Source organism: Bulleidia sp. HCP3S3_C9, assembly GCF_052064035.1.
In the GTDB taxonomy this organism is placed as follows: Bacteria; Bacillota_I; Bacilli_A; order Erysipelotrichales; family Erysipelotrichaceae; genus Bulleidia.
Window position 1 is genome coordinate 34,676 of record NZ_JBQHWJ010000003.1, and the last position, 24,223, is coordinate 58,898.

Genomic DNA, 24,223 nt, shown 5'->3' on the forward strand with positions numbered 1-24,223 from the left:
GTGCTTTTTTGTTTACTTGTTTAATAAGGATTGATCATCTGCAAATTCTTCACCAGCAGCCTGAGAGAACATTTTCATTAACTGATCCACTGTCAGATTTTTCTTTTCTTCACCGCTGACTTCAAACATGATATGTCCGTTATACATCATGATAAGACGATTGCCAGTCTGAATCGCATCTTTCATGTTATGTGTAACCATTAAAGCAGTCAGATGGTCTCTTTCAACGATCATTTTTGTAATATCCAGTACTTTTTTAGCAGTCTTTGGATCAAGAGCAGCAGTGTGTTCATCCAATAGTAATAGCTTTGGTTTCTGGATAGAAGCCATTAATAATGTAAGTGCCTGTCTTTGACCGCCAGATAACAAACCAACTTTTTGTGTCAGTCGATCTTCCAGTCCTAGATCAAGAATCTTCAACTGCTCTTTATAATCTTCTTTTTCTTTCTTTGTAACACCCCATTTAAGTGTTCTTCTTTTTCCACGTCTGGCAGCTAAAGCAAGATTTTCAATAATCTGCATATCAGGTGCAGATCCAAGCATTGGATCCTGAAAAACTCTGCCAATGAGCGTTGCACGTTTGAAATCAGGCAATCCAGTAATGTTATTGCCATCAACAATAATGGCACCTTCATCGACTGGCCAAACACCAGCCACAGCATTCAGCATTGTAGATTTACCAGCACCATTGCCACCAATGACAGTCACAAAATCTCCTTCATTGAGTGTCAGGTTGATATGATCTAATGCAATCTTTTCATTGATAGTTCCTTTGTTGAACGTTTTAGATAGATTTTTAATTTCTAACGTTGCTGACATATTACTTGATCTCCTTTAAAGAATTTTTGTGTGCCTTTGCAAAAGATACTTTGGATACTGAAATCAAATAAGGTACTGCTAAGAAAATAGCGACAACGATTGCAGTAAAGAGTTTTAATAAATTGGAATTCAATCTGAGCCATAATACAATCTGAATGACAAGGTAGTATAGAATTCCACCAATTACGATAAATCCTAAACGAATTGCAAAGTTGGAATGTTTTCCTGCAATGATATCAGATACGACTTCACCAATAATGATTGCTGCCAAACCGATAACGATTGCACCTCTACCCATATTAATATCCGCAAAGCCCTGGTATTGTGCCATAAGTCCACCACTCAATGCAACAAGACCATTACTTAAAGCGAGTCCAATGACTTTCATATGGTTGATATTGATACCTTGTGCCTTGGACATTTCTGGGTTGTTACCCGTTGCACGCATTGCAGAACCATGTTCTGTTCCGAAGTACCAGTACATGATCGCTACAACGATAACAGCACATACAAGCCCTGTAACAATTGCATTTGGTACAAATCTAGAAGAGATTGCCAGTGCATACGAATTGACAGAGATTGCTTTGTTAGCTGCAAACCCCATGATTGCAAGATTAATTGACCATAATGCAAACTGCGTTAATATTCCTGAAAGAATAGCAGGAATGCCAAGTTTTGTATGCAGGAAGCCTGTAACAAGGCCTGCAAGTAATCCTGCTAAGAAAGAGACAATAACAGCCAGCCATGGATTCCATCCGCCAATAATCAACATTACAGCGACTGCACCACCTGTTGTAAATGTACCATCTACTGTCATATCAGCAAAGTTTAACATACGGAATGTAATGTAAAGGCCAAGTGCCATAATGCCCCATAGTAACCCTTGTGCTAAACCAGAAGGGAAGGAAGCAAATAATGTATTAATATCTAAACTCATTTTGAATTCTCCTTATTACATAAATAAACAGGGATACCAGAGTGGCATCCCTGAAAGTTGAGGGATTATTCCTCGATTGCTGTATAAGTATCAGGAACTTTGATTCCTAACTTGTCACAACGAGACTGTACATATTCTTTTGTAAGATTTGTCTGTGATTCTACAGGCATATTTGATACTTTTTCTTCACCTTTAAGAATCTTCACTGCCATTTCACCTGTCTGTCTGCCAAGTTCATAGTAGCTGATAGAAAGTGTAGCAATACCACATCCACTTGCGATACCTTCTTCTGCCGCAATGATTGGAACACCTGCAGGTTCAGCAACGTTGTTAATTGCTTCTGTACAGGATGCTGCCGTGTTATCTGTAGGAATATAGATGACATCAGAATCCTGACAAGCTGTCTGTGTTACAGAAGAAATATCATTTGTATCAGAGAAGGAATATTCTTTGACTTCGAATCCTGCCTTGGATAATTCTTTGTTCATTTCCGTTGCCTGTACAACAGAGTTAGGTTCTGCAGAACAGTAGATGATACCGACTTTCTTTGCATCAGGAACAAGATCTGTAAACAGTTCTACCTGTGCGGAGTAGGAAATACCATCGGATGTACCGGAAACGTTTGTTCCAATTGGCTTGGAAGCATCATAATCTTTTAATGACAAAGCAGCTGCGTAATCTGTAACAGATGTACCAAGTACTGGAATATCACTTGTTGCAGAAGAAACTGCCTGTAAAGCTGCAGTTGCATTTGCTAGAATGAGATCACATTTTTCACCAACAAGAGTGGATGCAATTGTATTTGCTGTTGCAGTATCACCTGCAGCGTTCTGTTCATTGAATGTAACTTTGTCTCCAAATTCTTCTTCTAGAACATCTTTGAATCCTTTTGTTGCTAAATCAAGTGCTGGATGCTGTACCAGCTGTAAAATACCTACTTTGTAGCTTTCAGAATCTGATGAATCCTTTCCTGTTGTAGCTGTGGCTGTTGATCCACCGACAGTACAACCTGCCAAGGCAATTGCTAAAGCAAGACTGCCGATTCCTTTAATCATTTTTTTCATATCTTTCTTCCCCTTTGAAATGTTTTTAATGTAATGAAAGTCTATTACAGTCAAAGGTGCCCGTCAATAATAAAAACCCTTTAAAATGGACTATTTTCGAATCATTGTGAAAATAATATGAAAACATATTATTTGGTGCTAAAATAAGTTCAGGTGATTCAATATGCATTATGGAAATATTAAAAATTATGATATCGCAGATGGAGAAGGTGTAAGAGTTACACTGTTCTGCAGTGGATGTACAAATCGTTGTGAAGGTTGTTTTCAACCTGAAACATGGGATTTCTGCTATGGAAAAGAATATACAAAGGAAACGGAAGATCAATTGATTCAAATGTTAACAAATCCTAATATCCAGGGATTGACATTGCTTGGGGGAGATCCATTTGAACCTTCTAATCAAAGAACATTGATTACTTTATTAAGAAGGGTAAAACAAGAACTCCCAACAAAAGATGTATGGGCGTATACAGGATTTGTTTATGAACAGGATCTTTTAGAAGGACAAAGAAAACATACAGAAGTTACAGATGAAATGCTCTCATATATTGATGTACTTGTAGATGGTCCATTCGTCATTGATGAAAAAGACATCTCATTGTATTTTAGAGGCAGTACAAATCAAAGAGTGATTGATATGCCAAAGACATTAAAGAGTGGCAACGTAGTGATTTATCATGAATGAAAAAAATGATCCGTGAGGATCATTTTTTATATGAGATTTAAGTGTTTAAATGCATTGTAGATGCCGTCATCATTGACATCTGTTGTGATGTAGTCAGCAGCTTCTTTTGTTTCTTTTCCTGCATTTCCCATTGCTACTGAATATCCACATAATTCAAACATGGAAATATCAATTTTAGCATCGCCAAATGCAATTGTATCTTCTGCATCTCTACCAAGATGCTTCAACAATACATCAATGGCATGCTTTTTTGTGATTCCCTTAGGAGACAAGTCACCATATAATGCCTGTTCATCTTTTCCACCCCATGTATTCGCAATGAGTTCTGGGAATTCTTCTTTAGAATCTAAATGATCCTGGTAGGAAGAAAGAATGAATGAAATCTTATTGATATCATCTCTGTATAACTGTTCTGTTGGTAAATGAATGAATGCATTGACGAAGGATTCAGCTGAAGTCTTTGCCTTTGTTTCATCTGCACCTTTTCCAAGTGCATACTTTTTCATTGTTTCTGGACCTTGTTCTAGCATGTAGTCATTACAGTACATTCCACTGTTTGCCTCTAAATAGAAGCCAAGATGTCTTTCATTACACCAGTCAACAATGTGTTTGACTTCTTCTACTGTTAAGCCCTGATGCATGACAACTTCACCATGATCTTCTACATATGCACCATTGCCGCCAATCATGCCATCGAGTTCACAAAGATCACGTTGCAGGATTTCAGCTTTGGAGCAGCCTGTACAGATATATACAAGATGTCCGTTCTTTCTAGCTTCATCTACTGCTTTACCAGCAGAAGATGGCATGATTGCGTTATAGTCAATGAGTGTACCATCAACATCTAAAAATACAATTTTTTTATCAGACATAGTTTCCCCTTAAATTAAACCTAAATGCTTGAATGCATTATACATACCATCATCATTGACATCCGTTGTGATATAGTCAGCAGCTTCTTTTGTTTCTTTACCGGCATTTCCCATCGCAACACCATATCCACAGATTTCAAACATTGGAATATCAATTTTAGCATCACCAAATGCAATTGTATCTTTTGGATCAACATTTAAATGTTTGAGCAGTAAATCAATTGCATTCTTCTTTGTAATGCCAGCAGGGGATAAGTCACCAAATAAAGCCATTTCATCCTGACCACCCCATGTATTTGCCATCAGTTCTGGGAATTCCTTCTTAGAATCTAAATGATCCTGGTAGGAACGTAATACGAAGTCAATTTTATTGATGTCATCTCTATAGAGATCATCTCCATAAAGGATATTCAGATGTTCTGCGGAAGACTGTCCAACTGCTTCTGCTTTTGCAAGGTCACTGCCTTTACCTAATGCATACTTTTTGAATACTTCAGCAGCCTGATCTTTCATATATTCATTTGAAAAGATACCACCATTTGCTTCCAGGTTGATTCCCATTTTTCTTTCATTGCACCATTCAACGATGTGCTTAACTTCTTCAACAGACAAAGACTGATGCATCAATACTTCACCATGATCTTCAACATATCCACCGTTTGCACCAATCATGCCATCGAGCTCACAGAGATTTCTCTGTAAGATTTCATATTTTGAACAGCCTGTACAAATATATACAAGGTGGCCATTTTTTCTAGCTTCATCAACTGCTCTGCCTGCACTTTCAGGCATAATAGCACGATAGTCGATCAATGTACCATCAACATCTAAAAAAATTACTTTACGGTTACTCATTTTTTCTCCTTTAGTGGGTAACTAAAAAACCCTTTCACATAGTATCTTACCATGAAAAAGGGTGGAACATTGTTTCATAATAATGGAGAAAAGATTCGAATGATACTCAAGAACAGTCCTTTAACGATATTGACATGTGTATCTTTTAAATTCATCTGTTTACAATGTTTTAAAGTGTCTTCAAAATTCTGTTTGATATCCATCACATGTTTTGAATGATAGAGAAGAGTTCCATTTTCAAAGTGGAGATATAATGAACGATAATCAAGATTGATCGTACCTACTGTAGCATAGACATCATCGGATACAAATACTTTGGAATGAACAAATCCTGGCTCATATTCATAGATTTTGACACCACCTTGAATGAGTTGTGCATAATAGGATGTTCCAATATCATGAACAATCTGTTTATCTGCAATACCAGGCATGATAATTCTGACATCAACACCTTTTTTCGCAGTATGAATGAGTGTATTGATCATTTCTGAATCAATGATGAGATATGGTGTCATGATATAGACATAACGATTTGCACTGTTTAAGATATCTTCATAGACAGACTGTCCTGTGAGTTCTTCATCGAGTGGTGTTTCTGCGTATGGAGCAATATACCCATCAAAGTTTGATTCATCAATCGTTTCCTTGTTTTTAAATACTGTATAATCTTCATCTTCATGACGCAGGGCATTCCAGTTTGTTAAGAATGTTACCAAATAAGACCATACAGCATTTCCCTTGACACAGATGATATTATCCATCCAATGACCATGGATCACTTTTTCATTGATGTACTCATCTGCAAGATTAGCACCGCCAGAAAATGCAACTTTTCCATCAATAACAAGAATTTTTCTATGATCTCTGTGGTTCATGATGGTATTAATCACAGGGGAAATGCGATTGAAAGATACAGCTTTGATTCCTTTTTTCTCTAATTGTCTTGTATAAGAAGCAGGAAGTGTATTTAAAGATCCCATATCATCATACATGACACGTACTTCAACACCTTGTTTGACTTTTTCTTCCAGGATGGAAAGAATGGAATTCCACATGATGCCTTCTTCAATAATGAAATATTCCATGAAGATATACTTTTCTGCTTTTTTTAATTCTTTTATCATACGTTCAAATCCTTCTTCACAAGGAGAATAGAACGAAAAGTCTGTATTTCGATAGAATGGAAATCCTTCCTGGTGAAGGAATGCTAATTGAGAAACATAGTCTGCATTTTCTTTTTGTATTTCCTGAATGACAGTTTCATCTTGTTTGTAATATGGTGCAGCCTTTTTTTGTTCGGTAATAATATTACGGAATGTTTTACCGAATATAAGCGTTATAAACATAATGATATAAACTAATGTACCAAATATAGGAAATAACATAATCATGATGATCCACATTAAATCAGATGATAAATGTCTGCTTGTACGAACAATATTTAAAATGATGAAAAACGCAGATAAATGTAATATAAATTCAATGTATACAAATGCTGATGTCAACCATTTGAAAAGCAGATAATATAATCCAATTTCACCAATAACAATGATTGCCATTGGAATAATTCTGCCAAACCATATTCTTAGTTTCATTATTCACCTCACTTATTTCTTTGTGAAAGCATCAATATCTTCTCTTGTGATTAAAATAGATCCATTTTTTTGTGTATGGTTTAATGAAAAACCACCAATCTGTTGATTTTTATTCATGAATTCCATTAATCCATGCATATGTGTCAGTAATGGATTTGTCGCAGTGGAAGCATCAAATGAAACTTTAGATGAGAAGATATGAATATAGAATCTGCCATCATTTGCATAGTATCCAGATGGGACAATCACATTTGGATTTACATCACTTGGAATGCCATCAACAAGGATAGAAGCGTTGTTTTCTATTAGATGTACAATTTCCGCAATGATTTTATCTCCATTTTCATCTGTAGGATTTTCTCTGAAATCCTTTGCTTTGATTTCTAATTCTAAATGTAAATCTGTAAATTTTGACATACTACCTCTTATTCGAAGATATCAAGATCTTCTCCATTGATAACTTTCCCATTGTATCCCGCATCTTTGATTTCTTCTAAAATGGCTTGCTTTCTAATTTCCATTTCTTGTTTTAAATCAAAAGAACGATCAAAAACATTCATATGATAGATGCGATGATATGTAACCAATAATTTAGGTTTTGCCACAATAGCAAGCTTTGCAAGATCTACACTTAATGTATGTACATTTCTATGATAGATCTGCCATTGTTCACTTCTTGTTTCTAATCCTTTTGTGTATTCACATTCATGCAGAAGGATATCTGCATCTCTTGCTTTTTCTTTCATGATTTCAACAGGACACGTATCACCGGATACAACAATTGTCTTATCTTCTGTGATGAATTTATATGCAAGAGACTGTAAGCGACCATGATTGACTGTAAATGCATTCACTTGAACATTGTTGTCTTTATAGATGATGCCATAATCTTTGATTCCTGCATCAAGTTCATGTACCTCTGTTTTGTAGCCGGTTGGATTTGCTGGCTCATCTCCACGTAAGCGCATATCTAGATCTCTCACATAGGCATGTGTTATATCTTCTGCCATATCTTTTAAGCCTTGCGGACCATATAGCTGCAGAGGTTTTTCACGTTCTAATACCCATGGTGTAAAAATAAGATCTGCCAGCCCAACGGTATGGTCAGTATGAAGATGTGTACAGAAAGCAATATTTAATCGATCTGGACGTAAAGCATCAATTCCTTTGAAGTATGCTTTCGATGCCTGACGTACAACGCCTGGTCCAAAATCAATCAGATATGCCTGATCATTTACAATAATGGCACTAGCAGGGCCACTGTTTTCAGGACACGCATTTGGTGTTCCTGTACCTAATAATACAAGTTTTGTTTTTGTCATACGGATATTATAGCGTAATGATTAGAAAAATTCTTCATAACGCAATGCATGTTAGTTGAAACTAACTTCAATTAGAATATAATATATTTAGTTAGTTACCACTAACTAAAGGAGATACTATGCCAGAAAATTTGATTGCGGAGTTATGCTCGCCAACATTAACTGCAGTAAAATGTGCAAGTTTGATCAATTGTGAATATGAGACAAAACAAAAACTGAATGATGATATTCTGCATATGAATAAAAGATTGTCAAAAAAAGGGATTCACATGATGGTTTTATCCTATCCAGGCAAGAATCATGCATTGATTTATATGTTTCGTCCAAAATTGTTACAAGAAGCATTAGATGTACCAGATACAAGAGAACTGATGAAAGAAATGGGATATAGTGATCATAGGATTGGATGTTGTTTGAATGTACTTAGAAACAAGTTTGTTTCTTCTCATCAGTTTCCACATGAAATTGGCTGTTTTTTAGGATATCCAAGTGAAGATGTGATTGGATTTATGAAAAATGAGAAATGTGTGTATCACGGCATGTGGAAGGTATATGGAAATGTAGAAGAAGCAAAAAAGAAATTTGCTTTATATGAGCATGCAGCACAAAGATGCATGAATTTATTTCAAGCTGGTATTCCTTTAGAAGAAATTGCGTTAGCTTAAAAGGAGATGAAAAAAATGAATAAAGTAGCAATCGTGTATTATTCTGCAACAGGAAATACAGAAATGATGGCAAATGCTGTTGCAGATGGGGTAAGAAATGCAGGAGGAAGTGCAGATGTAATTGACTGTACATCCTTTTCAGCAAGTGATATCAGTAACTATGATGCATTTGCATTTGGCTGTCCGGCAATGGGAGAAGAACAGTTAGAAGAAGGTAGTTTTGAACCAATGTTTTCCAGTGTAGAAACATTGTTGAATGGCAAGAAAGTTGGTCTATTCGGCAGTTATGGATGGGGTGTTGGTGAATGGATGGAACTATGGAGTGAAAGAGTTATAAATGATGGTGCAAACCTTATAAATCAGGGTGTTATTGCGAACTATGCACCTGATGCAGAAGCGAATGAAGCATGCAATAAACTAGGCGCAGAACTGGCATCTTAGCAAAAGATTGACAGCGTTTTCACAAAATTGATTCTATGCATTTATAAGTATAGAATGAATAAGCGAAACATATAAAAACGTTAGTTTATTGGAGGTATTATATATTATGTATGGTTTTGGTCAGATGATTGATGAGCTTAGAAAAGATCCTAAGAAAATCGTTTTCACAGAAGGTGAAGATCCTAGAATCTTGGAAGCTTCTTCAAGACTTCTTGCTAGTAACTTTTTGAGCCCAATTTTAGTTGGTAATGAAGAAAAGGTATTAGCAGCTGCAGAAAAAAGTGGATATAACATTCGTGGAGCTGAAATCATTGATCCTGAAAATTTTGATCGTATTGATGAAATGGTTGCTTTATTCTGTGAACTCAGAAAGAGCAAGGGTGTGAGTGAAGAACAGGCACGTAAAGTATTAAAGGGTGCAAACTACTTTGGTACAATGCTTGTTAAGATGGGTATTGCAGATGCATTGCTTGGCGGTGCAACGTATTCCACAGCAGATACAGTTCGTCCTGCTTTACAGCTCATTAAGACAAAGCCAGGAAATAAGATCGTATCTTCATGCTTTATCTTAGTTAGACCATCAGCAACAGGTGAAAATGAAGTATTAGCTATGGGTGACTGTGCAATCAACATTAAGCCAACAGAAGATGATCTTGTTGAAATCTGTGGTGAAACTGCTGAATGTGCTAAGATTTTCGGAATTGATCCAAAGGTAGCATTCCTTTCTTACTCAACATTAGGTTCTGGCAAGGGTGAAGATGTTGATAAGATGAGAAATGCAGCTACAAAGGCAAAGGCTGCTTATCCTGGACTTCCTATTGAAGGTGAACTTCAGTTTGACGCTGCAGTAGCACCAAGAGTTGCTAGAACAAAGTGTCCTAATTCTGAAGTTGCGGGTCACGCAAATACATTTATTTTCCCAGATATCAATGCTGGTAATATTGGTTATAAGATTGCTCAAAGACTTGGTAACTTTGAAGCTTATGGTCCAATCCTGTTAGGATTGAATGCGCCTATCAATGACTTGTCTCGTGGATGTAATGCAATTGAAGTTTATTCCATGGCAATCATTACAGCTTCTTTAGCAGTTCAAAAGTAAAACGAATCAGGAATAGATAGAAGTCTATTCCTTTTAATATGAACATAAGAAAAGTGATGTACTTTAACATACATCACTTTTTCCTTTAGTATTTCAACTATAAGCTTGCTTAGCATTTGTATCAATATTCATATAGATTTCTTGATACGATGAGAAATCATTTGTCTTAATGGAACGATACATATTTTTTAATGTATCGATTTCCAGGATCGTATTCCATGTTGGTGTTGCACAATACTTTTCACAGATCTGCGTAATTTGTGATTCCAATGTTGATAGAAGTACACCATCACGCTCGCGTGTATGAAACGCGTTAAGATACTCCGTAACAACATCGTACTGTTTAATCGTATTCCCTTTAATACGCAATACAATGGAATCATATAAACCATCTTCCTTCCATGCATCTTCATTAGAATAGGCAACAATCTGCCAGTCATAATCTAAATAATCCTGCGTGGAATGCTTTTGTATGTATTTTTGTGCATGCTCAAAAACAACATCAAAAGCTGTTTCGTCATAGAGACAAACATAATTGGATTCACCATGTTTTTCAAGCATTGCGTAACCAATAGGATTTGGTTTCTTTATGATCTTCTTTTTCATGTCTACAGTATAGGAAAAGAAAGTGATATTTTGGTTATATTTTAACAAATGTGATAAAATTCTGTTAAATAAAAAAGGAATATCTATGCCATATAAAATCATTCGAAATGATATTACGAAAATGCATGTTGAATGCATTGTAAATACCGCAAATCCATATCCTGCAATTGGAGATGGATGTGATAGTGCAATCTACCATGCAGCGGAATCTAGTGAACTGTTAGCGTATCGAAATGCGCTTGGTAAATTTGAAGAATGCGATGTATTTTTGACGCCAGGATTTGCATTAGACTGTCAATATATTCTACATGTTGTATCTCCTTATTATGAAGGAGAACAAACAAATGCTTTGATTCATCAATGTTATCAGAATGCATTTCAAGTCATTGAAGAAAACAATATCAAAAGTGTTGCTTTTCCTCTGATTTCAACCGGCAGCTATCGTTGTCCAAAAGAAATTGGATTTCGTATTGCATTAGAAGAAATACAAACGTTTACTTCTCAACATGATGTGATGGTATATCTAGTTGTATTTGATCAGGAATCCACAAACATCAGTAAGCAGATAGCTGCGCATCTAGAAGAATACATTACAGACTATTATGTTGAAGATGCATTATTAGAGGAATATTGTTATGCAATGCCTGCAAGTGTTAAAGGCAGTATTCCTGATTCTTTAGAAGAACGTTTAATGCATACATCTGATACATTCAGTGAATATTTATTATATTTGATTTCTCTAAAAGGATTGTCATATCCAGAAGTGTATAAAAATGCATTGGTGGATAAGAAATTGTTTTCTAAGATCAAGAATGGCTCTCATCCAGGCAAGATTGTTGCACAATGTTTATGTGTCGGTGCACATTTGAATCTGGATGAAGCGAAAGACCTTTTATCTAGAGCAGGCTATGCTTTTTCACCAAGTGATAAAACAGACATCATTTTTCAATATTTCATTGAAAATGAAATCTACGATATGATTGAAATAGACATTCAATTAGAGGAACATGGCTTGCCATATATCATCAAATAGTCGCTTTTGAAGCGACTGTTTTTTTAGATGTAGATGATAAAGTATGCATACATCAGGAGGTATTCATATGAAATATGAAACAAGTGAATTGGTATTTATTTTAGATCGCAGTGGCTCGATGAGTGGACTTGAAAAGGATACGATTGGAGGATTTAACTCATTGATTCAAAAGCAAAGCAAAGAAAAAGGGAAGTGTTATGTATCGTGTGTGCTGTTTGATGATGTACAGGAAGTAATCTATGATCGTGTGCCATTAAATGAAGTGAAAAAAATGACACAAAAGCAATATTATGCTCGAGGCTGTACTGCTTTGCTGGATGCCATGGGTGGTGCCATTCATCATATTGGTAATGTACATAAGTACAGTAAAGAAGAAATTGGAAAAACATTGTTTATAATCATTACTGATGGACTAGAAAACAGTTCAAAAAGATATACTTATGTAACCATTAAACAAATGGTTGAAAGGCAGAAAGAAAAGTATGGATGGGAGTTTATATTTATTGGTGCAAATATGGATGTCATTCAGGAAGCAAATAAGTTTGGGATTGATCAGGCAGTTCGCTATGCGTGTGATGAAGAGGGGACAGAACTGAATTATTCTGTTCTTTCAGAAAATATTATTAAAATGCGAACAACAGTTGGCAATGCAAAAGAATCACTGCCAAATGACTGGCCACATAAAATTAGAGAAGATTATCATAAAAGAAAATGAAAAAAAGGATCCATTGATCCTTTTTAGTTTGCAATACCGTGGTGAGCTGTAAAGCTGTATTCTGTTAATGGCTTGAAAGAGTATCCATTTTCTAGACCCCATTGAATGATTCTTTCTACCGCATTGACAGAGAAATCTTTGATGTCATGCTGCAGAACAACACTTGGTTTTCCATGTTGAGAATTTGCGGCAACTTGAGAAGTGACATTGTTAAATACAACATCTGAACTGCTTGTTTCACCAGCATCTCCACTGGATACATTCCAGTCAAAATATACATAGCCTTTTTCTCTAGACTGTTGTGCAATTTGAGAAACAACACCTCTGCAGTAGTTTCTGCTGACAGTATTACTGGATCCGCCAGGGAATCTGAATAGTTTGGATTTAGACCCAGTCTGTTGTTCAATGACTGCATTCTGCTGATCAAAGTCAGCCCAGTATGCATCTGTAGAAGCATACAGTTTAGAGTAGTTGTGTGTTGCGGTATGTACTGCTACTGTATGACCTCTTTGTGCTTCTTCTTTAATGCAGTAAGCATAGTCTGGATATGCACTTGTTGTGAAGAATGTTGCTTTGACATTGTACTTGTCTAAGATATCAAGTAATTGATCTGTATACTTGTATGGACCATCATCAAATGTTAAATAGATGACTTTTGGACCTTCCATTGATCCATCATTGTATGCAGGCTTGTCGATGACATGTACTTTTCTAACGGCAGTGGAAGTATTGCCATGTGCATCGGTAACGGTATATTTCAATTCATAGTCACCCTTTGTATTTGTATCTACACTTCCCTCTACCGTTACTTGAGAAGTAATATCTCCATCACAGTCATCAATTGCGGTATATTCATCTTTGTATTCTTCACCATAGAATGCATTGACTTCTTCACCACCACTTAATGAAAGCAGAGGACCTTTACGATCATCATAAGTAATCTTTCGCTTTGCTGTAGATGTATTTCCATTGGAATCTGTCACCGTATAATATACATATCCATTGGATTCTTTCGATTGTACTTTATCTGTCACATCTCCATCATAATTATCAATTGCCTGAAAGCCTTCTTCTTCATATGGATGATTGTATACAGTATAGGCGTCTGAAGTGCTGTTTAATTGAATGTCTGGGCCAATTGTATCTTCTACGATGACTTTTCTAGTTGCTTTTGCTGTTTTATCTTTGTATTTTGCGGTATAGGTAACGGTATATTCTCCCATTTTTTTAAGATCTACTTGAGAAGAGTCAATCGTTACATCTGCTTTCTTTTTATAGAATTTAAAAATGGAACCTGTGTATTTTGCTTCTACGCCAGGATCTTCATATGGCAAGCCATATTGTGCATGTACTTCATTAATTTCATGCAAGTCAATAACAACTTCCCATCTGTTAAATAAAAATAATCCGGCAAATACTACTAGGATAACTGCTAAAAAGCTAATCAGTACAATGGTCAATGTGTTTGTTTGTTTATGTTTATTCATGTCGAACCTCTATGGCCCTAGTATAGCATAAAGAATATGAAATACTTATTAAGAAAAATAAAGAAGCAACTGCATTTAACAATTGCTTCTAATCCATTAGTCTTCTCTTGGTTTCATTGTAGGATAGAGTAATACATCACGAATACTATCCATGCCAGTTAATAACATAACAAGACGGTCGATACCAATACCGATACCACCTGTTGGAGGTAGACCATATTCAAGTGCTTCAACATAGTCAATATCCATATCACTTGCTTCATCATCACCAAGTTCCTTGGCTTTTAACTGATCTTCAAATCTCTTTCTTTGATCGATTGGATCATTTAATTCACCGAATGCGTTATCCATTTCAATTCCCATGATTTCAAGTTCGAAACGTTCTGTGAATCTAGGATCCCTTGGATTTTTCTTTGCAAGAGGAGAGATTTCAATTGGATGACCCCATACGAATGTTGGCTGTTCAATCTTATCTTCACAGAATTCATCGAAGAACAGGGAGATGATATTACCAACAGTTCTCTGGTGAGGTAATACTTCTACATGGTGTTCTTCAGCAATCTTCAATGCTTCTTCAACACTCATTTCCTTCCAGAAGTCTACGCCTGTAACTTCCTTGACAGCGTCTACCATATTCCATCTCTTGAATGGTCCCTTCAATGAGATAGTTTTCCCCATGAATTCAAAGTCTGTCTTGTGGAATACTTCTTCAGCAACAGATTCAAACAATTCTTCATTGAATTTCATCATGCCTTCAAGATCAGAATATGCACAATATGCTTCCATTGTTGTGAATTCAGGATTGTGCTTTAGATCCATACCTTCATTTCTGAAGATTCTGCCAATTTCATATACTCTTTCCATATCACCAACAAGTAATCTCTTCAAAGATAATTCAGTCGCAATACGTAAGTAGAAATCCTTATTCAATGCATTGTGATGTGTGATAAATGGTCTTGCACTTGCACCACCTAGAATAGGGGAAAGGATTGGTGTTTCAACTTCTACATAGCCATGAGAATCCATGTAATGACGGATTGCGGAAACAATTCTTGGTCTTAGTAAAGCAACTTCTCTACTGGAGTCATTCATGATAAGGTCAAGATATCTTCTTCTATATCTTTCTTCCTTATCTGTCAAACCGTGATACTTTTCAGGGAGTGGTCGTAATGCTTTGCATAAATGTGTATATTCATGTACTTCTACAGAAAGTTCGCCAGCCATTGTCTTAATGACTCTTCCCTTAACACCAATGATGTCACCTAAGTCACTCATCTTGAACAGGTTATAGATATCATCACCAACAACTCTCTGGTTGATAACGACCTGAATTCTACCAGATCTATCTAGTAAATGGATGAAACCAAGTTTACCCATTCTTCTTTTAGACATGATTCTACCAGCGATAGAAACTGTGTGATTTGCACCATCTAAGTCTTCAATTGTCTTATCACCAAACTGTTCAAAGATTTCAGATGCATGGTGTGTCTGATCATAGCCTTGTCCAAATGGATCAATGCCCATTTCTTTGAGTGTATTCATCTTATCAATACGCGCCTGCTGCTGATCATTCATCGCAATTGATTCAACTGTTTCTTTGATATCTTCAACTTTTTTCTTTGCATCTTTTTTCTTTGCTTCTGCTTCCATCTGTTTAGCAGCGAGTTCTGGATGTGCAGCTAAAAATGCTTTTCTTCTCTCTTCTTTAATTCTTGCTTTTTCTTCTTTTGTTAATTCTTCTGCCATAGTTGCCTCCTTGCATATAAAAAGCTCTCATCTCCATAGGGACGAGAGCTACTTCGTGGTACCACCCTAATTCACAACAAATACTTGTTGCCTTCATTGATCTTTAACGCGATTAACGGTCAATTGCTAAAGAGCCTTACAAATATAGTATTTCTGACTTTGCTTCCACCATCCAAAGTTCGCTGACAGCTTTCCTGTATTCTTTCTCTTATCATCGCTGACAACCGTATTTTATCAGTTTTTTTCGCATTTTCAATCTTGAATTTTAGAATCTTCAATCATTTCTGTAACTTCAGGTGTTGGATTTGGATCTTTCTTGAGTAATGTATTTACAAGAATACCTAAAATCAAGGAACAAGCTACAGAAGTAATAGTAATATTTCCAAATGTCAGGCTTAATCCACCGATACCTGAAATTAAGATTGTGGATACAACATAGAGGTTTTTATTTACATCTAGATCTAATCTTTGTACCATCTTTAATCCAGATACAGCGATAAATCCATACAATGCCATACAGACACCACCCATAACACATGCAGGAATTGTTGAAATAAATGCAATGAATGGTGCGATAAATGAAATCAAGATACATTCAACTGCTGCAGCAATGATTGTCGCAACAGAAGCATTTCTTGTGATTGCTACACATGCAACAGATTCACCATATGTCGTATTTGGACATCCACCGAAGAATGCACCAGCGAAAGAACCAACACCATCACCAAGAAGGGTATTGCTTAATCCTGGATCTTCTAACAGATCTTTTTCAATAATAGATGAAATATTTTTATGGTCAGCAATATGCTCAGCAAATACAACGAATGCTACTGGAGTATAGGCAACAAGTACACTTGAGATATATCCAGCATCAACATCTTTGAGACCTTCTAATGCATGTACAAATGTAAAGTCAGGAATGGAAAAGAATGTTGAAAATGTAATGCCATTTTTGAATAATTCTTCAAATGGTGCAAAGTTAATGATCTGCATAGATACTGTGCCTGTTGCATTACCAATAAACGTTAATACTGCAGCACATACATACCCTGCTAAGATACCAACGATAAATGGAATGAGCTTGAAGTTTTTAGAGCCATATGTAGATACAAGCATTGTTGTGATAAGGGCAACAAGACCGCATAGAACTGCCCATTGTGTCATTTCACCTGTTAAGCTTGACTTTTGAAGATCACCAACAGCATTTGTAGCTAAAGATAATCCAATAATAGCGACTGTAGGTCCAATAACAACAGGTGGCATCAACTGATTGATCCAATGAACACCGACCTTACGAATAATCAATGAAATTACTACATAGACTAGACCAGCACAAAGTGCACCAATCAATAATCCAGCGTATCCTACCTGTACAGATACGGCAGAAGCAAATGCAGCACACATACTGCCAATAAATGCAAAGGAAGAACCTAAGAAAACAGGGGACTTCTTCTTTGTAAAAGCTACATAGACGAGTGTTCCAACGCCTGCACCAAATAGTGCTGCAGCTGTAGACATGCCATTGCCAACGATCATAGGTACCGCAATTGTAGCTGCCATGATTGCTAATACCTGCTGGAATGCATATAGGATAAGCTTAGAAAAAGCAGGCTTATCTTGAATGTTATAAATCAGTTTCATGATTCATTTCTCCTTTTCCTAACGAAAAATGATAATAGAATTTACAAACATTGTAAAGAATATAAGTGTATTTCAAGGAGGCAGGAATGAATTTGATATTATTACATTGTTTTTTTCGCATGGCTATGTGCACAAGGAGTGAAAGTATTGCTTTGCTATTGGAATCATTCTTTTAAACTGGAAAGGTATGTTGGAACAGGTGGAATGCTATCTTCACACTCTAGTACAGTTGCTTGTCTAGCTGCATCAGTTGCAATGCAGGATGGGCTTTCTTCATCCACATTTGCAATTGCTTTTATCTTTGCATTTATTGTTGTGTATGATGCTTTGAATTTGCGTTATCAATGTGGTTTGCATGCAAAACAGATCAATGAAATCAATGCAGAATTACATCGGTCTGTGCAATTAAATGAATCCTTAGGACATCGTATGTGTGAAGTGATTGCGGGATGTATGATTGAAATCATCATTGCCTGGATATAAAAAATGCTCCATTTTAGAGCATTTTTTTGAGCTTTTCTAGATTTTCTTCATCTGGATGTGTCAAAGCAGCATCAAAGTTAGCAATCATTTGATCAACATTTGGAATTGGCACAGGACTCTTTTTCATTTTCAGATAGCGATCTTTAACAGATTGTGGCATTTTTCCCTGGCACATGTATGTCCCAACGATTGTATTACTGGCATCAATATTCTTTTTGACTGCAGTTAATACTTTCTGAAAATATGCTTCACTTCCACCAAACCCACAAGTTCCAAACAAGAAGATTTCTTTGTCTTTTGCGAGTTTTAGAAAGTCTTTGATTTCTGTACAACATGTTCCTTTATCTGTCCAGAATCCCACATAGATACGATCAGCCTGTAAAGCTTCCGCTTGAGGAATTCCCGCATAGATGACTTTTTCTTCTGGAAGAGAAGATTGAATGGCATCTGCCAATTGTTTTGTGTTGCCTGTTTTACTTGTACATACGATTGCGTAGTTCATTTTTATTTCTCCTTAGTTATTTCTTTGGCTGCTTTTTCTAACAATAAAAATAATTGATTTTTTTCTTCTTCTGTAAATGTCTGTAATACACTTTCATCCCAGTCAAAGAATACCTGGTATGCGATAGAAAAAGCGTTCTTTCCTCGTTCTGTTAAATTCAATACGTAATGTCTTCCTTCTTTTTCCTTTGTGATAAATCCTTTATCAGCCAGTTGACTGATACTTCTTTGACTATGTCCCCAATCTAGAGAAAGTGATTCTCTTAATTGAGAAGGAGAGCAGCCAGGATGTTTTCCAATATAGATTATGAAAAATAACAGTCCGAAATTCAACCCGGCTTCTTGCAGCTTTTTTGATGTGAAGAATGAAAAGTTTCGATACATCATTACGATATAGAAAGATAATGTTTTTTGGTACATGACTTCCTCCTTCAAAAAAATATATTCTCACTACTTGACTATGTCAAGTATAAAGTTCACATATCATTCATCTATGATTCACATTAACAAAACGAAAAATTGCTAAGATATTAATAAGAGGAAAAAAGATGAATAGAAAAACAGCTTTTCTGATATGTTCAACAGTTTTGTTATCAACAAATATTTCAATATTGACAAGAATCTATGCAGACGATAAACAAATAACACATACAAATAAAATCATTGATGGAAGTGAAGAGTCATTGATGAATGAAACGATAGAATCTACGCAACCCAATCATTCTGTCATTTGTAATCAGAATGGCGGAACAGTTACACTAGATCAAAATACACTTGTAAAAAGTGGAGATTCTATCAATACAGATGGTACTAATTCAATTGTATATACAACAGGTTCTTCCTTTACGAAGATTGATCAATCAGATCTACAGAGTACATCAAAAGGAAGCAGTGGTATTGTTGCAAATGAGAAAGCAATGGTATATGCAAATGACAGTACCATTATGACAAGTAATGATTCCTCAAATGGTTTAGAAGCAGTTTCTAGTGGACAAATCATTGCAAACCAGATGGATATTACAACACAAGGGAATCAAAGTGCTGCAGTCAATGTAAAGCAAAATGATGGAAGTATTTCTTTAACAAATTCTATACTTTCAACAGATGGAAATGATGCACCATTATTACATGCAAATGGAACGATAGAAGCAGATAATGTCAGTGGTAACGCAAGTCATTCTAAAATTGCAGAAGTAGAAGGTGGACAGCATCTATCCATCTACAATTCTCAACTCTCTTCTACAAATAATCATCTTTTACAGAATGAATTGATCAAAAATGGCATCAGAATCCAATGTGTGCAGGATTCTTCCACAAAGGAAAAAGCAAGAATTGATGTTTGTAACTCCATTCTATCTACAATGATTGATGAAGGAAGCATGTTTTATATGGATGGACAGGATACAAATATTGTTTTAAATAAATCATTACTTTCTTTTGACTGTGACCATGTAGATCTTTTACATGTTTCAAATGGGAATGTAAAGCTGACAGGCAGTGAAGAAACAATGGTAGGAAATATTACGGTTGAAAGTCATGCAAAAGTAGATATGTATCTGTTAGATGGCAGCAGTTATACAGGAAGTACATCCTGTGAAGAACAAGGTACATTGAATATGAATATTTCTTCCGACTCTTCCTGGATCGTTTCTTCTGACTGTAAAGTCAATTGCCTCAATATTGAAAGTGGTGGAGAAATTATCGATGCAGATGGAAATCTAGTCACAATCACACAACAAGGAAAACCAATCATTTCTGGTACCTCTCCATATACTGTTACGGTAGAAGGAAAGGTTGGATCCAGCTTTGATACAGACAGTGATAATGCATTATGTACAGACTATATGGATCGTACAAATTTTGATCATACATATCATGTATCTACAGCCTTTTCAACAAATACAGCTTCACTTCAAATCGAAGAAGATACAAATGATGAAGCTATACAGGATAACAGTATGAAATATGTAGTTGTAACGATTGCTACGGTTGGTGTGATTTCTTTCGTATCCTATATCATATGTAAGAGAAATAAGCATGCAGATATGTAATAACATTTTACATATCTTTTCTTTTTGCTTAATTGACTTTTAGTATCTAAATGATATCATTTTGATATCAAAGGAGAATTCTTTATGAAAGAAATTGTATTAAACAAAAGAAAGAATGGGATGGCTGCTTTAATTGGCATCATCGTTTTACTCACAATCAGTATCGTTGGATTTATTTTCGGATGTGATCAGGAGAATATTCTATTGATTACTGTTACTGTAGCATTATTTATCATTGCGTCTTTCTTGTTTGCGGGATTGAAAGTATTAAAGCCACAGGAGGCTTTGGTATTGACTTTATTTGGTAAATACGTAGGTACATTGAAAGAAGATGGTTTCTACTTTGTCAATCCATTCTGTACTGCAATCAATCCTGCTGCAAAAACAAAACTTTCGCAGTCTGGAGATGTTGGAAATACATCACATGCACCATTTCTTTTACAGACTTCTAATACAAAAGAAACAGAATATGCAAGCAATAAGATTTCATTGAAAATGATGACTTTAAATAATGCTGTACAGAAGATCAATGACTGTTTAGGAAATCCAGTGGAAATTGGTATTGCCGTTATCTGGAAAGTCAACGATACATATAAAGCTGTATTCAATGTAGATAACTATAAAGAATATCTTTCTTTACAGTGTGATTCGGCACTTAGAAATGTTGTTAGAGTCTACCCATATGATGTTGCACAGAATGTTGATACAACAGGGGATGGACAGGCAGATGATGGTTCTTTAAGAGGAAGCAGTGAAATTGTTGCCAATCGTATTAAAGAAGAAATCCAGAAGAAAGTTGATATCGCAGGGATTGAAATCATGGAAGCACGTATTACATATCTTGCATATGCACCAGAAATTGCTTCTGTTATGCTGCAAAGACAACAGGCAAGTGCAATCATTGATGCTAGAAAGATGATTGTAGATGGTGCTGTCGGTATGGTTGAAATGGCTCTTGAAAGATTACAGGAAAATGGCGTAGTGGAATTAGATGAGGAAAGAAAAGCACAGATGGTCAGCAATCTGTTAGTTGTCTTATGTGGCAATAAGGATGCACAGCCAGTTGTGAATTCTGGAAGTCTATATTAATGGTGGATAAGAAAAAACAGGTACCATTACGCATTTCCTCCAAACTGTATCATGATCTTGCTCGCTGGGCAGAAGATGATTTTAGAAGTATCAATGGTCAGATTGAATATATTCTTACAGAATGTGTGAAACAGAGAAAAAAGAATGGAAAATATGTTTCTGAAGAATTAGATGAACCATTGGATGTTGATATTGAAGAATTTGAATAATCGAGGTTTGTATGTTGAAAATTGAACACTTAACGAAGAATTATGGATTGAAAAAGGCGGTAGATGATCTTTCTCTAGAAATTAAAGATGGAGAAATCTATGGTTTTATCGGACATAATGGTGCAGGGAAAACAACGACATTGAAATCTGTTGCTGGAATTCAGGCATTTGATTATGGAGAAATCTATATTGATGGCATTTCTATCAAAGATGATCCAATAGCATGTAAAAAGAAAATTGCCTATATTCCTGATAACCCTGATCTATATGAATATATGACAGCTAGACAATACATCAATTTTATTCAGGATGTATTTGAAGTTGGAAATGAGAGATTTGAAAGAATTGAAAAGTATGCAAAGATCTTTTCCATTGAAAAAGATCTGGATCAGCCAATTGCTTCCTTTTCCCATGGCATGAAACAAAAGGTTGCATTGATTGCCGCATGGGTACATCAGCCAAAACTGGTGATCATGGATGAACCATTTGTTGGACTGGATCCGACAGCGTCTCACCTATTGAAACAAATGATGCGTGAGTTATGTGAAGAAGGTGGTGCTATTTTCTTTTCCACACATGTACTGGAAGTTGCGGAAAAGCTTTGTGATCATATTGCCATCATCAAAGAAGGAAAACTGTTAAAAACAGGAACGATGGAAGAAGTAAAGGGAGATGCATCTTTAGAAACTGTATTTCTTGAAATGGAGAATGAATCTGTATGACCTGGCTTTTGATCAAAAAGCAGCTCATGGAGATCTTCCGTGCATATTTCTACAATGAAAAGAAGCAGGAAAAACGTTCTATGGGTGCTACGATTGGAATGTTTGTATTGTTCTTTGTGCTGATGTTTTTATTTCTTGGAGGCATGTTCTATGCATTGAGTTCACTCATTCTTCCATCTATTGTACAGTTGCATATTGAATGGATGTTCTTTGCGTTGATGGGATTATTGTCAATCTTTATGGGTGTATTTGGAAGTGTATTTTCTACATATTCCATCCTGTATTTAGCGAAAGATAATGATTTGTTGTTTTCATTGCCTGTTGATGCATCTACAATCATTATTTCTAGAATCTTCAGTGTATATCTGATGAGTTGTCTCTATGCACTTGTTGTATGGATTCCTTCTCAACTATCATATCTATTCAATGTATCATTTCAAGCAGGGGTATTTCTTGCTTCTACATTGATGGGATTGGCGATTACGCTGTTAGTACTATGTCTTTCATGTCTATTAGGTCTTGTTGTGGCAAAGATATCCGTAAAGCTGAAGAATCGCAGTATTATCACAACGATTCTTTCACTCATATTTCTAGCGCTGTACTATTTGGTTTATTTCAATGCCAATACGATCTTTTCTGAACTGCTTCAAAATGTATTGCTGTATCAAAAGAAAATACAAATCTATGCATATCCAATTTATGCATTTGGCAATGGTGCATGTGGAAATGTCATTCATCTATGTCTGACACTCATGATTACAGTTATTTTCACATATGCTGTATGGTGTTTTTTAAAGAAGAGTTTTTTTGAAATTTCTTCACAGACGATGAGTTTCGAAAGAATCAAGACAAAAAAGCAGAAAAATCATACAAGATCTGTTTCTTCTTCTCTTCTATATAGAGAATTCCTGCATTTCAAGAGTAGTTCTTCGTATATGCTGAATTGTTCTCTTGGTTCTGTATTTATGATTGGTATCGCAATTTATATGTTGCTGAAGTTCCCATCTGTTATTGTTTTATTACAACAGGAAGGCATTGATACAGCATTGCTTGCACCACTTATGGTACTTGCTATATGTACATTAGCTTCCTTTAATGACATCACAGCACCTTCTATTTCTCTAGAAGGGAAAACAATATGGTTGGCAAAATCTCTTCCTGTAAAGATAGAAGATATATTGAATGCAAAAGTAAAGATGCATCTGATATTGACAGGCATTCCTTCTTTGTTTGTATCACTTGTATGCATCTATTTATCTAAAAGTGATGTCGTAATGTCTTTGTTTATGATCATTACACCAGTCTTATCTATTACATTTTCAGCTTTGTTTGGTCTTATTGTGAACCTGAATATGCCAAACTTAAAGTGGACAAATGAAATGGTTCCAATCAAGCAAAGTTTATCTGTATTTATTTCGATGATGGTTCCAATGATTGTTAATGGAATTGCATTCCTTCTTTATCTGAATGTCATCATGAATGAATATGTGTATATCATCATTTATTCCATTCTGTTGTTCGTGGCATGTATATACATGTATCAATGGATTAGATCAAATGGAACACAAATCTTTATGAATCTTTAA

26 protein-coding genes are annotated in these 24,223 nt (G+C 35.7%); 12 read left to right on the plus strand and 14 right to left on the minus strand.

The window, feature by feature from the left end:
- Nucleotides 1–12 precede the first annotated feature (12 nt).
- From ACTND6_RS01275 to ACTND6_RS01285, 3 genes are all read right to left on the minus strand, one after another.
- Nucleotides 13–819 (minus strand): ABC transporter ATP-binding protein, encoded by an 807-nt coding sequence (locus ACTND6_RS01275; protein WP_441021206.1) that lies wholly within the window; start codon nt 817–819, stop codon nt 13–15.
- A 1-nt stretch (nt 820) separates the two neighbouring features.
- Nucleotides 821–1,756, minus strand: coding sequence for an ABC transporter permease (locus ACTND6_RS01280; protein ID WP_441021208.1), 936 nt, complete (start codon nt 1,754–1,756; stop codon nt 821–823).
- Nucleotides 1,757–1,821: 65 nt separating this feature from the next.
- A complete protein-coding gene (locus ACTND6_RS01285) occupies nt 1,822–2,820 on the minus strand; it encodes an ABC transporter substrate binding protein (RefSeq protein WP_178176775.1) in 999 nt (332 codons plus the stop codon).
- Nucleotides 2,821–2,983: 163 nt separating this feature from the next.
- On the opposite strand from ACTND6_RS01285, the gene nrdG reads away from it, so the two are divergent.
- Entirely contained in the window at nt 2,984–3,505 is a 522-nt protein-coding gene (gene nrdG, locus ACTND6_RS01290; protein WP_178176774.1) for an anaerobic ribonucleoside-triphosphate reductase activating protein, read from the plus strand.
- Nucleotides 3,506–3,531: 26 nt separating this feature from the next.
- On the opposite strand, the gene ACTND6_RS01295 is transcribed toward nrdG, so the two are convergent.
- The 5 genes from ACTND6_RS01295 to ACTND6_RS01315 form a co-directional block, all read right to left on the minus strand.
- Entirely contained in the window at nt 3,532–4,377 is an 846-nt protein-coding gene (locus ACTND6_RS01295) for an HAD family hydrolase (protein ID WP_441021211.1), read from the minus strand.
- Between the two features lie 9 nt (nt 4,378–4,386).
- The gene (locus ACTND6_RS01300; protein ID WP_441021213.1) at nt 4,387–5,232 is read right to left on the minus strand and encodes an HAD family hydrolase; all 846 of its coding nucleotides are present in this window, start codon (nt 5,230–5,232) and stop codon (nt 4,387–4,389) included.
- 74 nt (nt 5,233–5,306) lie between these two features.
- On the minus strand, nt 5,307–6,827 hold the full coding sequence (cls, locus tag ACTND6_RS01305) for a cardiolipin synthase (protein ID WP_441021215.1): 1,521 nt from the start codon (nt 6,825–6,827) through the stop codon (nt 5,307–5,309).
- A 12-nt stretch (nt 6,828–6,839) separates the two neighbouring features.
- Nucleotides 6,840–7,244, minus strand: coding sequence for a hypothetical protein (locus ACTND6_RS01310; protein ID WP_441021217.1), 405 nt, complete (start codon nt 7,242–7,244; stop codon nt 6,840–6,842).
- 8 nt (nt 7,245–7,252) lie between these two features.
- Nucleotides 7,253–8,149: an MBL fold metallo-hydrolase gene (locus ACTND6_RS01315; RefSeq protein ID WP_441021219.1), complete on the minus strand. Its 897-nt coding sequence runs from the start codon at nt 8,147–8,149 to the stop codon at nt 7,253–7,255.
- A 119-nt stretch (nt 8,150–8,268) separates the two neighbouring features.
- Between ACTND6_RS01315 and ACTND6_RS01320 the strand changes: the two genes are divergently transcribed.
- From ACTND6_RS01320 to pta, 3 genes are all read left to right on the plus strand, one after another.
- Complete coding sequence (locus ACTND6_RS01320) at nt 8,269–8,814, plus strand: DUF3793 family protein (RefSeq protein WP_441021221.1); 546 nt, start codon at nt 8,269–8,271, stop codon at nt 8,812–8,814.
- 15 nt (nt 8,815–8,829) lie between these two features.
- Nucleotides 8,830–9,255: a flavodoxin gene (locus tag ACTND6_RS01325; RefSeq protein WP_441021223.1), complete on the plus strand. Its 426-nt coding sequence runs from the start codon at nt 8,830–8,832 to the stop codon at nt 9,253–9,255.
- 106 nt (nt 9,256–9,361) lie between these two features.
- On the plus strand, nt 9,362–10,354 hold the full coding sequence (pta, locus tag ACTND6_RS01330; RefSeq protein WP_178176766.1) for a phosphate acetyltransferase: 993 nt from the start codon (nt 9,362–9,364) through the stop codon (nt 10,352–10,354).
- Nucleotides 10,355–10,447: 93 nt separating this feature from the next.
- Here pta and ACTND6_RS01335 read toward each other — a convergent pair whose 3' ends face one another.
- Nucleotides 10,448–10,960, minus strand: coding sequence for a hypothetical protein (locus ACTND6_RS01335; protein WP_441021225.1), 513 nt, complete (start codon nt 10,958–10,960; stop codon nt 10,448–10,450).
- 85 nt (nt 10,961–11,045) lie between these two features.
- Between ACTND6_RS01335 and ACTND6_RS01340 the strand changes: the two genes are divergently transcribed.
- Nucleotides 11,046–11,993 carry a macro domain-containing protein gene (locus ACTND6_RS01340; RefSeq protein WP_441021227.1) on the plus strand — a complete coding sequence of 316 codons (948 nt, stop codon included), beginning with the start codon at nt 11,046–11,048 and terminating at the stop codon, nt 11,991–11,993.
- A gap of 67 nt (nt 11,994–12,060) precedes the next feature.
- Complete coding sequence (locus ACTND6_RS01345) at nt 12,061–12,708, plus strand: vWA domain-containing protein (RefSeq protein ID WP_441021229.1); 648 nt, start codon at nt 12,061–12,063, stop codon at nt 12,706–12,708.
- Nucleotides 12,709–12,731: 23 nt separating this feature from the next.
- Here ACTND6_RS01345 and ACTND6_RS01350 read toward each other — a convergent pair whose 3' ends face one another.
- The 3 genes from ACTND6_RS01350 to ACTND6_RS01360 form a co-directional block, all read right to left on the minus strand.
- On the minus strand, nt 12,732–14,195 hold the full coding sequence (locus tag ACTND6_RS01350) for an immunoglobulin-like domain-containing protein (RefSeq protein ID WP_441021231.1): 1,464 nt from the start codon (nt 14,193–14,195) through the stop codon (nt 12,732–12,734).
- Nucleotides 14,196–14,291: 96 nt separating this feature from the next.
- Nucleotides 14,292–15,770 carry a lysine--tRNA ligase gene (gene lysS, locus ACTND6_RS01355; protein WP_441021275.1) on the minus strand — a complete coding sequence of 493 codons (1,479 nt, stop codon included), beginning with the start codon at nt 15,768–15,770 and terminating at the stop codon, nt 14,292–14,294.
- A 423-nt stretch (nt 15,771–16,193) separates the two neighbouring features.
- Nucleotides 16,194–17,582: a uracil-xanthine permease family protein gene (locus ACTND6_RS01360; RefSeq protein WP_441021233.1), complete on the minus strand. Its 1,389-nt coding sequence runs from the start codon at nt 17,580–17,582 to the stop codon at nt 16,194–16,196.
- Nucleotides 17,583–17,687: 105 nt separating this feature from the next.
- Here ACTND6_RS01360 and ACTND6_RS01365 point away from each other — a divergent pair, with 105 nt between their 5' ends.
- Nucleotides 17,688–18,065 carry a divergent PAP2 family protein gene (locus ACTND6_RS01365; RefSeq protein WP_441021277.1) on the plus strand — a complete coding sequence of 126 codons (378 nt, stop codon included), beginning with the start codon at nt 17,688–17,690 and terminating at the stop codon, nt 18,063–18,065.
- A gap of 13 nt (nt 18,066–18,078) precedes the next feature.
- Here the strand turns inward: ACTND6_RS01365 and bilS are convergent, their stop codons facing one another.
- Both bilS and bilQ read right to left on the minus strand, forming a co-directional pair.
- Nucleotides 18,079–18,567 (minus strand): flavodoxin family protein BilS, encoded by a 489-nt coding sequence (bilS, locus tag ACTND6_RS01370; protein ID WP_441021235.1) that lies wholly within the window; start codon nt 18,565–18,567, stop codon nt 18,079–18,081.
- Between the two features lie 2 nt (nt 18,568–18,569).
- Complete coding sequence (gene bilQ, locus ACTND6_RS01375; protein WP_441021237.1) at nt 18,570–18,986, minus strand: bilirubin utilization transcriptional regulator BilQ; 417 nt, start codon at nt 18,984–18,986, stop codon at nt 18,570–18,572.
- A 128-nt stretch (nt 18,987–19,114) separates the two neighbouring features.
- On the opposite strand from bilQ, the gene ACTND6_RS01380 reads away from it, so the two are divergent.
- The 5 genes from ACTND6_RS01380 to ACTND6_RS01400 all read left to right on the plus strand — a co-directional run bounded on the left by ACTND6_RS01380 (nt 19,115) and on the right by ACTND6_RS01400 (nt 24,223).
- On the plus strand, nt 19,115–20,617 hold the full coding sequence (locus ACTND6_RS01380; protein ID WP_441021239.1) for a hypothetical protein: 1,503 nt from the start codon (nt 19,115–19,117) through the stop codon (nt 20,615–20,617).
- An 84-nt stretch (nt 20,618–20,701) separates the two neighbouring features.
- Entirely contained in the window at nt 20,702–21,706 is a 1,005-nt protein-coding gene (locus tag ACTND6_RS01385) for an SPFH domain-containing protein (protein WP_441021241.1), read from the plus strand.
- Nucleotides 21,706–21,915, plus strand: a complete 210-nt coding sequence (locus ACTND6_RS01390; RefSeq protein WP_441021243.1) for a PTS ascorbate transporter subunit IIC — start codon at nt 21,706–21,708, stop codon at nt 21,913–21,915. Before ACTND6_RS01385 ends, ACTND6_RS01390 begins: the two co-directional genes overlap by 1 nt.
- 11 nt (nt 21,916–21,926) lie before the next feature.
- A complete protein-coding gene (locus ACTND6_RS01395) occupies nt 21,927–22,637 on the plus strand; it encodes an ABC transporter ATP-binding protein (RefSeq protein WP_441021244.1) in 711 nt (236 codons plus the stop codon).
- Nucleotides 22,634–24,223: a hypothetical protein gene (locus ACTND6_RS01400; protein WP_441021246.1), complete on the plus strand. Its 1,590-nt coding sequence runs from the start codon at nt 22,634–22,636 to the stop codon at nt 24,221–24,223. The genes ACTND6_RS01395 and ACTND6_RS01400 overlap by 4 nt, the downstream gene beginning before the upstream one ends.

Coding starts and splice junctions, on each gene's coding strand:
- ACTND6_RS01275 (WP_441021206.1), bottom strand. CDS start 819: ATGTCAGCAACGTTAGAAATTAAAAATCTATCTAAAACGTTCAACAAA.
- ACTND6_RS01280 (WP_441021208.1), bottom strand. CDS start 1,756: ATGAGTTTAGATATTAATACATTATTTGCTTCCTTCCCTTCTGGTTTA.
- ACTND6_RS01285 (WP_178176775.1), bottom strand. CDS start 2,820: ATGAAAAAAATGATTAAAGGAATCGGCAGTCTTGCTTTAGCAATTGCC.
- nrdG (WP_178176774.1), top strand. CDS start 2,984: ATGCATTATGGAAATATTAAAAATTATGATATCGCAGATGGAGAAGGT.
- ACTND6_RS01295 (WP_441021211.1), bottom strand. CDS start 4,377: ATGTCTGATAAAAAAATTGTATTTTTAGATGTTGATGGTACACTCATT.
- ACTND6_RS01300 (WP_441021213.1), bottom strand. CDS start 5,232: ATGAGTAACCGTAAAGTAATTTTTTTAGATGTTGATGGTACATTGATC.
- cls (WP_441021215.1), bottom strand. CDS start 6,827: ATGAAACTAAGAATATGGTTTGGCAGAATTATTCCAATGGCAATCATT.
- ACTND6_RS01310 (WP_441021217.1), bottom strand. CDS start 7,244: ATGTCAAAATTTACAGATTTACATTTAGAATTAGAAATCAAAGCAAAG.
- ACTND6_RS01315 (WP_441021219.1), bottom strand. CDS start 8,149: ATGACAAAAACAAAACTTGTATTATTAGGTACAGGAACACCAAATGCG.
- ACTND6_RS01320 (WP_441021221.1), top strand. CDS start 8,269: ATGCCAGAAAATTTGATTGCGGAGTTATGCTCGCCAACATTAACTGCA.
- ACTND6_RS01325 (WP_441021223.1), top strand. CDS start 8,830: ATGAATAAAGTAGCAATCGTGTATTATTCTGCAACAGGAAATACAGAA.
- pta (WP_178176766.1), top strand. CDS start 9,362: ATGTATGGTTTTGGTCAGATGATTGATGAGCTTAGAAAAGATCCTAAG.
- ACTND6_RS01335 (WP_441021225.1), bottom strand. CDS start 10,960: ATGAAAAAGAAGATCATAAAGAAACCAAATCCTATTGGTTACGCAATG.
- ACTND6_RS01340 (WP_441021227.1), top strand. CDS start 11,046: ATGCCATATAAAATCATTCGAAATGATATTACGAAAATGCATGTTGAA.
- ACTND6_RS01345 (WP_441021229.1), top strand. CDS start 12,061: ATGAAATATGAAACAAGTGAATTGGTATTTATTTTAGATCGCAGTGGC.
- ACTND6_RS01350 (WP_441021231.1), bottom strand. CDS start 14,195: ATGAATAAACATAAACAAACAAACACATTGACCATTGTACTGATTAGC.
- lysS (WP_441021275.1), bottom strand. CDS start 15,770: ATGAATGATCAGCAGCAGGCGCGTATTGATAAGATGAATACACTCAAA.
- ACTND6_RS01360 (WP_441021233.1), bottom strand. CDS start 17,582: ATGAAACTGATTTATAACATTCAAGATAAGCCTGCTTTTTCTAAGCTT.
- bilS (WP_441021235.1), bottom strand. CDS start 18,567: ATGAACTACGCAATCGTATGTACAAGTAAAACAGGCAACACAAAACAA.
- bilQ (WP_441021237.1), bottom strand. CDS start 18,986: ATGTACCAAAAAACATTATCTTTCTATATCGTAATGATGTATCGAAAC.
- ACTND6_RS01380 (WP_441021239.1), top strand. CDS start 19,115: ATGAATAGAAAAACAGCTTTTCTGATATGTTCAACAGTTTTGTTATCA.
- ACTND6_RS01385 (WP_441021241.1), top strand. CDS start 20,702: ATGAAAGAAATTGTATTAAACAAAAGAAAGAATGGGATGGCTGCTTTA.
- ACTND6_RS01390 (WP_441021243.1), top strand. CDS start 21,706: ATGGTGGATAAGAAAAAACAGGTACCATTACGCATTTCCTCCAAACTG.
- ACTND6_RS01395 (WP_441021244.1), top strand. CDS start 21,927: ATGTTGAAAATTGAACACTTAACGAAGAATTATGGATTGAAAAAGGCG.
- ACTND6_RS01400 (WP_441021246.1), top strand. CDS start 22,634: ATGACCTGGCTTTTGATCAAAAAGCAGCTCATGGAGATCTTCCGTGCA.